General features: G+C 51.8%; 1 protein-coding gene. It reads right to left on the bottom strand.

Annotated elements, in window-relative coordinates; all coding sequences use genetic code 11:
• Positions 1 to 51: 51 nt before the first annotated feature.
• Positions 52 to 247: hypothetical protein (locus RMT89_RS44730; protein WP_315889481.1), on the bottom strand; the 196-nt coding region annotated here is incomplete at its 5' end.

The following is a 247-nucleotide window of genomic DNA, read 5'->3' as shown; positions in this document are numbered from 1 at the left end:
TGAATGTCTGCAAGAGCTTCACGCTTTTGTTCGCGCCAACCTGCCATCGTCTTAGCTTTCCTTTGTCACCGGAGCGGCTGCAACAGGATTCTTACTGGCAACCGATTCGGTTTCCGCAACGCGCTCGACCTTGGCGGCAGTCTTGCGAGCAGCCTTCGACGCACCATATGCGGCACGTTCTTCGTCGGTTGGAAGGCGAATTGCATCCATGTTTTTCAAATCCTGGTATTCGTCACCAAAATTATAA

This window comes from Streptomyces sp. P17 (genome assembly GCF_032436805.1).
In the GTDB taxonomy this organism is placed as follows: domain Bacteria; phylum Actinomycetota; class Actinomycetes; order Streptomycetales; family Streptomycetaceae; genus Streptomyces.
This window is presented reverse-complemented; position numbering and strand designations above follow the sequence as displayed.